The sequence below is a fragment of the Bacteroidota bacterium genome (assembly GCA_039111535.1).
Classification (GTDB): Bacteria; Bacteroidota; Rhodothermia; order Rhodothermales; family JAHQVL01; genus JBCCIM01.
The window spans coordinates 1-6,768 of sequence record JBCCIM010000270.1 but is presented as its reverse complement, the minus strand read 5'-3'; the positions used below and the strand labels follow the sequence as shown (position 1 = coordinate 6,768).

Annotated in this window: 6 protein-coding genes; all 6 read right to left on the bottom strand. The window is 53.5% G+C overall.

Translation table 11 applies throughout. From position 1 onward, the window contains the following. On the bottom strand, positions 1–295 hold a 295-nt coding region (locus AAF564_25055; GenBank protein MEM8488838.1), incomplete at its 3' end, for a (2Fe-2S)-binding protein. 22 nt (positions 296–317) lie between these two features. Continuing rightward, a complete protein-coding gene (locus tag AAF564_25050; GenBank protein MEM8488837.1) occupies positions 318–464 on the bottom strand; it encodes a hypothetical protein in 147 nt (48 codons plus the stop codon). Between the two features lie 43 nt (positions 465–507). Continuing rightward, the gene (locus AAF564_25045) at positions 508–756 is read right to left on the bottom strand and encodes a hypothetical protein (protein ID MEM8488836.1); all 249 of its coding nucleotides are present in this window, start codon (positions 754–756) and stop codon (positions 508–510) included. Between the two features lie 128 nt (positions 757–884). Beyond that, positions 885–1,466: a hypothetical protein gene (locus AAF564_25040; protein ID MEM8488835.1), complete on the bottom strand. Its 582-nt coding sequence runs from the start codon at positions 1,464–1,466 to the stop codon at positions 885–887. 29 nt (positions 1,467–1,495) lie between these two features. Then, positions 1,496–4,909: a HEAT repeat domain-containing protein gene (locus AAF564_25035; protein MEM8488834.1), complete on the bottom strand. Its 3,414-nt coding sequence runs from the start codon at positions 4,907–4,909 to the stop codon at positions 1,496–1,498. Between the two features lie 273 nt (positions 4,910–5,182). Then, positions 5,183–6,604 carry an L-serine ammonia-lyase gene (locus AAF564_25030; GenBank protein ID MEM8488833.1) on the bottom strand — a complete coding sequence of 474 codons (1,422 nt, stop codon included), beginning with the start codon at positions 6,602–6,604 and terminating at the stop codon, positions 5,183–5,185. Positions 6,605–6,768 lie beyond the last annotated feature (164 nt).

Here is a 6,768-nt window from a genome sequence, read left to right as displayed (position 1 = left end):
CATGTGCCAGCGCAAGTATAAACATGGACACGCCCATGTGTAGCCGGTTGTACAGCAGGGGCAGAAATTTTGGGTTTAGCCGGCAGAGGGGCCCGATAACAAGAATGATGTGCAGCAGCAAGAAAGCAGCAGTTGCAAGGCCTCGAATAAGCAGCGTTTCTACGGTGGCATTTGGATGGAAAGCACTGCCCAGCCCGATAAACAGACCGAGATAGAGCACAATGCCGCCCCAAAGGGTAAGGTCGTAAATGCGTTTTTGTCGGTTCCAGCCGACAGCCTGGTATGCGTGTCCCACGATGTTTTGTGTTGACTGGTGGCTAAGGCGTAGGGGATTGTACAGGGATGTTGTCGTTGGTAGGCAAGGTGGGTTGCCGGATCATTATGGCTGCTGCAAAAAGCAGCGGTACAACAATCGACACGAGGATGATCATCACCTTATGCCGTTTTCTCAGGGGTCTATTCATGGGTAATGCGGGGTAAGGGTGAGCCTGGGGGGTTGGGGTGTGATCAGGTTTGTCGGTGGGGGGAGCGTTCTTCGCGTGGTGCATCGATGCCGGCCATCCATCGTCGGGCAAGGGCCGGCCACAGCAAAACAACGCCCGGCAATACAATCAATTTGAAGCCCCAGGTTGCACCAGCAGCATCCGGGTCGCTTTTCTTGAGTCGCAACAGCATAAAAGGCACGGCAAACAGAACGCCTAGCCCCAAATACAGCGCAACAAGTCCCCAAATCCACGAAGCTACAGCTACACTCATGGTTATCTCTTTGACAATTGCTTACAGGGGTAATATGCTACTGAAGCATACGTAATTTCATCTTCTGTTTCTCAATTCCCTGTAACGAAAGTATCAACTCTACAAGAAGTTGGCAGGAGAAAGGAAGCTTAAAAGCGGTAGCCTACACCAATTCCGATCAGCAAAATAGCCCCTTCACCAACGTCTTCGCCCTCGGTTTCGATATTGATTTCTGCGCCCAGTGCAACGTTGGCGTCAAAGAACCAGGTGCCTTCACCGGGCAAGAAGGTATAGCCTAGCTGTGCCGTGGGTTGCAAGACCGTGATGTCTGTTGTGCCCGTTGCGCCGTTGTTTTCTCGCCAGTCAATTGCGAGAAACCAAAGGTCGGTCCGTATGCCTGCGTAGAAGCCGGCTGGCGCTATGTTGAAATAGTAGTGCCAGGCCAGGCCAAATCCAGCCCCAGAACCAGATTCATCGTCGTGTTTGCCCCAATCGCGTCGGTCTGTTGTGTTAAAGCCGCCATATCCGCTAAACACATGTTTGATACCCGGCTGGTACGAAAGCCTCGCGGTGCCAATTATGCCGGCAGGATAAGCCTGCAAGCTGACGCCAGCGCTGTATCCCGTATACACCATCTCCTGCGCGTTTGTCTTTGTTGTGGCCCCGATGAGGAAAAACAACACGAATCCGCATACAAACAACGTCCTGCGAACAAAAGGGATACGCAACATACTTTCTTTTTTAATGGATTGAGGTTGGACTATTTGAGTCCGGCTAAAAATTCGACAAGGTCTCGCAGGTCTCGTTTGACAAGGATGTTACCCATTGCCGGCATGCTCGAAGGTGCATCAACCCGCTTCTTGATGTCTGATTTGGCCATTTTCACCGGCTCACTATCACCCGAGATGATTTCGAGGAACGACTCATCTTCGTGGACGAGGGTACCTGTTACTGAAGTATCATCTGCAAAGGTAAGTGTTACGAGGCCATATCCATTGGATATCGCGGCACTCGGGTCTACCAGCGAGATGAGCAGCTCTTCCCGACTTCGGGTGGCACCGATGTTTTCCAGACTTGGACCAATTTCTCCACCGCCATCGCCGGCGTTGTGGCACCTTGCACACTGGGCTGCTGCATTCCTGTAGAAAATGCGTTGGCCGCGCTCCGCATTCCCGCCTTCGAGGGCTTCGCTGTATTTCACGAGCGGGTCATCGGAAGGCTGCGCGGCCTGATAGTTTTGCAGCTGACGGAGTAAGTCTGTCGAGCCGCTGCGGGTCACCGCGTTCGAGAGGTCGAGCTTAATGCCCGGGTTGAGGGTACCTGCTTCCAGTGCACCCAGTAAACCTTCAAGCACACCATTGGCTTGATCTGATTTTAGCTTGCCCAATGCGCCGAGGGCAAATTGTTGCTCGGTTGTATTGCCGGCTTCAAATGCAGAGGACAGCATCTCTACCTTGGTTGCAGGCGTCAGATCGAGATCCGGTATCAGGGTCAGTGCTGCCATACGAACTGCTGAGGCTGTGTCAGCCAATGCGCCTTGTGTGAGCGCGGTAATGTCCGCTGATCCGGACTTGTGCAGTGCCTGCAATGCCGCAACGCGGACACTGGCGTCAGGATCGGTTGTGAGCAAATTACGCAGCGCGGGCCCTGCATTCATGTAATTTAGCCGTTGGATTGTAGAAGTTGCTGCAATTTTGACTTCCGGAGAATTGGCTCCCAAGACGGCCGCCGCAACTGCTTCAAAAGCTGCGGTTGCAATTTCAGGATTACGTTCGACGGGCCCCCGGTAAGTGCCGTCTACGCGATCCATCACGGAGGGTTTATGCCACACGCCCAGCGCTGCGAGGGCTTCTGCCCGCATGTCTGCGGGTGCGTCGTCACGGCTGGCAAAAGCGGCTACGCGGTTGGCATGTGCAGCCGTCCCGAGTCGCAGGTTTGCATTGATGGCGCGGCGGAGCAGAGGCTCTCCTGTGAATCGTGTTTCATCCAGTACTTTGGCCAAAGCTGGCAAGGCGTCTTCAATAGACTTGTCATCGTTGATGGCCCGCGCAGCTTCGGTGACGATGTATTCGTCCGTATCATTGAGGAAGTACCCGACACCCGTATGCTGCATTCTGCGTAGCGCAACAACGGCAGCTATCCGTACAGCGGGGGAGGTATGGTCTGAAAGCCCAATGATGGTTCTTGCGTCGCCGATGCTTGCCAGCGCAAAGCTACCCGCATGCCTGAGGAATGCATCTTCGTCGTTGTTGGCAGCGAGCATGGCTATGATTGGCTTGGTCGCTGAAGTTGCTCCGATGCGGCCAAGTGCTTCAGCAGCGAAGAAGCGCGCCCGTGCAGAGTCATCTTTGAGCAAGGGGAGGAGCTTGTCGGTTGCACCTTCATAGCGCAAATCACCCAGTTGTTTTGCCGCCTGGGCGCGGATTTCTGGGTCAGCATCGGTCAACAAAGGCAGCAGCATATCGGCGGCCTTGGAATTATGGTGCCGTGTTATCTGCCCTAATCCATAAATGCTATGTACACGTGCCAGTTGAGCGTCCTGCTTTTTGAGGACGCTGGCAAAAGTTTTGGCGTCTCCGCGGTCGGCCAGTTCAAACTGCGCCTTTTGCCGTACGCGCATGTCTGGGTGCATCAGTAAATCAGTGAGGTCGTCTGTTGAGCTATCGCTGAAGGATGCACCAAGCAGGGCTTTTACGGAATCACGCTGTGCGGTGTCTTTATCATTTTTGACATCCAGTTTCCAAATCCGACCTTTGTTGTTTGTGCCCCAGCCGTTGATCCAGTCAGCGGCATAGAGAACGCCATCCGGACCAAACTCGATACCGGTAGCGAGGAGGCCGCCGATAACGGTTTCTTCGTTTTCCAGTTCAAAAGAAGCGCCGTCTGGCTTGAGCTTGAATGCGTAAATGTGTGAGTTGGCCGGCGAACCGCGAAATTCTGAAACAAAGAAATAGTCTCGCCAGGCGTCGCTCAATGCAGTGCCAGGGTTATAGGCGAGTCCGGTTGGGCCGGCGTGGTAGTTGGCGATGGGTGCGGTGATATACGCTGCCTGTCCTTCATGCCGCGGCTTGAAGAGCTGCTCATCCATCCAGACTTTGTAGCCGTTGTTGTCGGGGTCGGTATATTTGCCGAATTGCCAGTTGGTACGCCACCCGCTATCTGAGCCGTTGACGATATACACCAGCCGCTCCTTTTCGCCGGCGTGGTCGCCATCGTTGTCGACGCTAATGATGTTGCCATAGGCGTCGAATGCAAATTCGTGGGTGTTGCGGAGGCCTGCGGCAAAAATTTCGAAGTCGGTGCCATCAGGATTGGCACGGGCAATCACGCCCTGGTTGGAGTAATCCCAAAGTTTACCGGTCTGGTCTGTACCATGAAAACCAATGTCGCCGATGCCCCAGTAGACGCGTCCATCTGGTCCCATGATAAGTCCTGACATGCCGTGTCCACTAAACCCGATGTGTATTGCGTATCCGTGACTGATGGAGGTTTTTTCGTCCATCAATCCGTCGTTGTTGGTGTCTTGCATACGCCACATGTCCGGGCCTACGCCAACAAAAAGGTCGTTGTTGTGCGTCATAATAGCGCCGGCTACATCGGTGATTTCGTCGTTGAAGTCGTCAACGATGCGGAGGCCGGTATCTGCCATACCATCACCATCGGTATCTTCGATTTTGTAGACATGTTCTTTTTCGATGATAAGGTCGCGCCAGTCGCGTGAGCCATCACCATTCACATCTTTGAGCCACTTGTTGTTTTCGCTGCGCTCCGGGGAGAGTTCATCATGCAAAAACGCCCGGCGATCCTCAACGGTGCGGAGTGCGATGGAGCGCGTCATCCAGTCCCGGTGGCCGCGAATGTCGAACTCAGAGTTTTTTTGTCGGTTGGTTCTCGAAAAATAGGCGCGGCCCTGGTTGTCGATGAACAGGGCGATGGGGTCAGCTACCAGTGCATCGGATGCCCAGAGGGAAAGTGAGATATCATCATGGAGCTGTGCTGAGATAGCGCCCATTGCTTTTTCAGCGTCGCTGGAGGCCTGTTCTGTTGTAATGGAGCGGCTCGTATAGTCGCTGGTTTCTTGTGCTGAAACGGTGCCGGCCGTGCAAAGCAAAACGAAGGCAAGAAGAAACGAAAACCTGAGATTGGACTGAAGCATGATAGTTGCTGGATTCATGGGGCAAAGCGGGTGGAATCCACAAAATATCAAATCATCGTTTTAAAAGTTGAAAAGAAACGATTTTCTCTTCGATAGCAAAGGTTTTTCTGAAGATCCTGGTTTGAAATCAGTGGTGTATTAGCGTAGTTTTTATACCGAGTTTTATGGGTGAGGGAGGGTATGTTTTTGCAATGGAATACGTCATTTGTGAAACACCCGTTGGGTCTCCAAGACCCGACGGGTGTTTTAGCATGGCATAACCTGGGACGTGTGCTGAGCTTAAATTCTACGCTAACACTCCGGCACACGCACCGAGATGTTCACCGCCAACCCACCCTGCGAAGTCTCTTTGTATTTGCTGTTCATGTCTTTGGCAGTTTCCCACATCGTCTGGATCACGTCGTCCAGTGAAACCTTGGCTTCTTGCGGATTGCCTTCCAGGGCAAGGGCGGCAGCGTTGATGGCTTTGATTGCCCCCATAGAATTGCGCTCGATGCAGGGGACTTGCACCAGGCCCTTGATGGGGTCGCACGTGAGTCCGAGGTGGTGCTCCATTGCTATTTCTGCAGCCATCAGAGATTGCGCCACGGTGCCGCCCTGGATTTCGGTGAGGGCAGCAGCAGCCATGGCAGAAGAGACGCCTATTTCAGCCTGGCATCCGCCCATGGCAGCAGAGATGGTTGCGCGCTTTTTGAAGAATGTGCCGATTTCTCCGGCAACCATGAGGTATTTGGCAATATCCCCGTCGGTCACTTCTTCTTCTGCAAAACATACGTGGTACATCAAAACTGCAGGAATTACGCCGGCGGCGCCATTAGTTGGGGCTGTGACCACGCGCCCCAGGCTCGCGTTTTCCTCGTTTACTGCCAGTGCAAAGCACGATACCCATTTCAGGGTTTGGCGGAAGTTGAAATTACGCGACCGAATAAGCTGGATCCATGCGTCGGGATCCGGAGCCACCGTACCATCGAGTAGTTTGCTGGAGATGCCTTTGGCGCGCCGGGTTACCTGGAGGCCGCCCGGGAGGGTGCCATCGGTATGACAGCCTCTGTAAAGGCCTTCTTTCATCACTTGCCAGATTTGCATCAAGTGCGCCTTGATCTCTGCTTCTGTGCGCCAGGTCAGCTCGTTGGCATGAACCATGTCGGCAATTGCAAAATTTTGCGTCTGGCAGTGGCCAAGCAACTGGTTGGAAATCTCACACGGATAGGGCAGCTGTACTTCGTCAGTGCCTTCTTCCGTCTCTCCATCTTTTACAACAAATCCGCCACCAACAGAATAATAGGTGCCTTTGTATGACGTTTCACCCACGGTTGCGATGCAGCGCATGCCGTTGGCATGGAATGGCAGTTTTTCTCGCGTTTGATACCAGATATCGGTGTCGGGGTCGAACGGGATGTCCCTGCCATTGCCAAGGGAGATGAATTTTTTGTCGCGCAGGTCGTTGAGGATGGCCTCAATTTCTTCGACAGGCACGGTTACCGGATCGTAGCCCAGCAGGGCAAGGCTAACTGCTTTGTCGGTGCAGTGGCCGCGGCCGGTGAGGGCAAGCGAGCCGTAGAGGGCAATCTGGATGTGCGTGACTTCATCCAGGTTGACGTCGTTCTCTAGTTCTTTGAGCCATCGCTGAACGGCGCGCCACGGACCAAGGGTGTGTGAACTGGAGGGGCCGACGCCGATCTTGAGCATATCAAATACGCTAATGGCCGGCATAAGGCATTGTACAAAGTTGGTGGTTGTGCGGAGGCATATCTGTTTGCGCCGCAGGTGTTCCTGTGAACGCTAAACTTAAAGCGAATTGCGGTTGGTATCTGTGGAGGAAACGGATATAGACAGAGAACCAAACCTTGATGCGTTGCACATCTAAGTAATTTAAT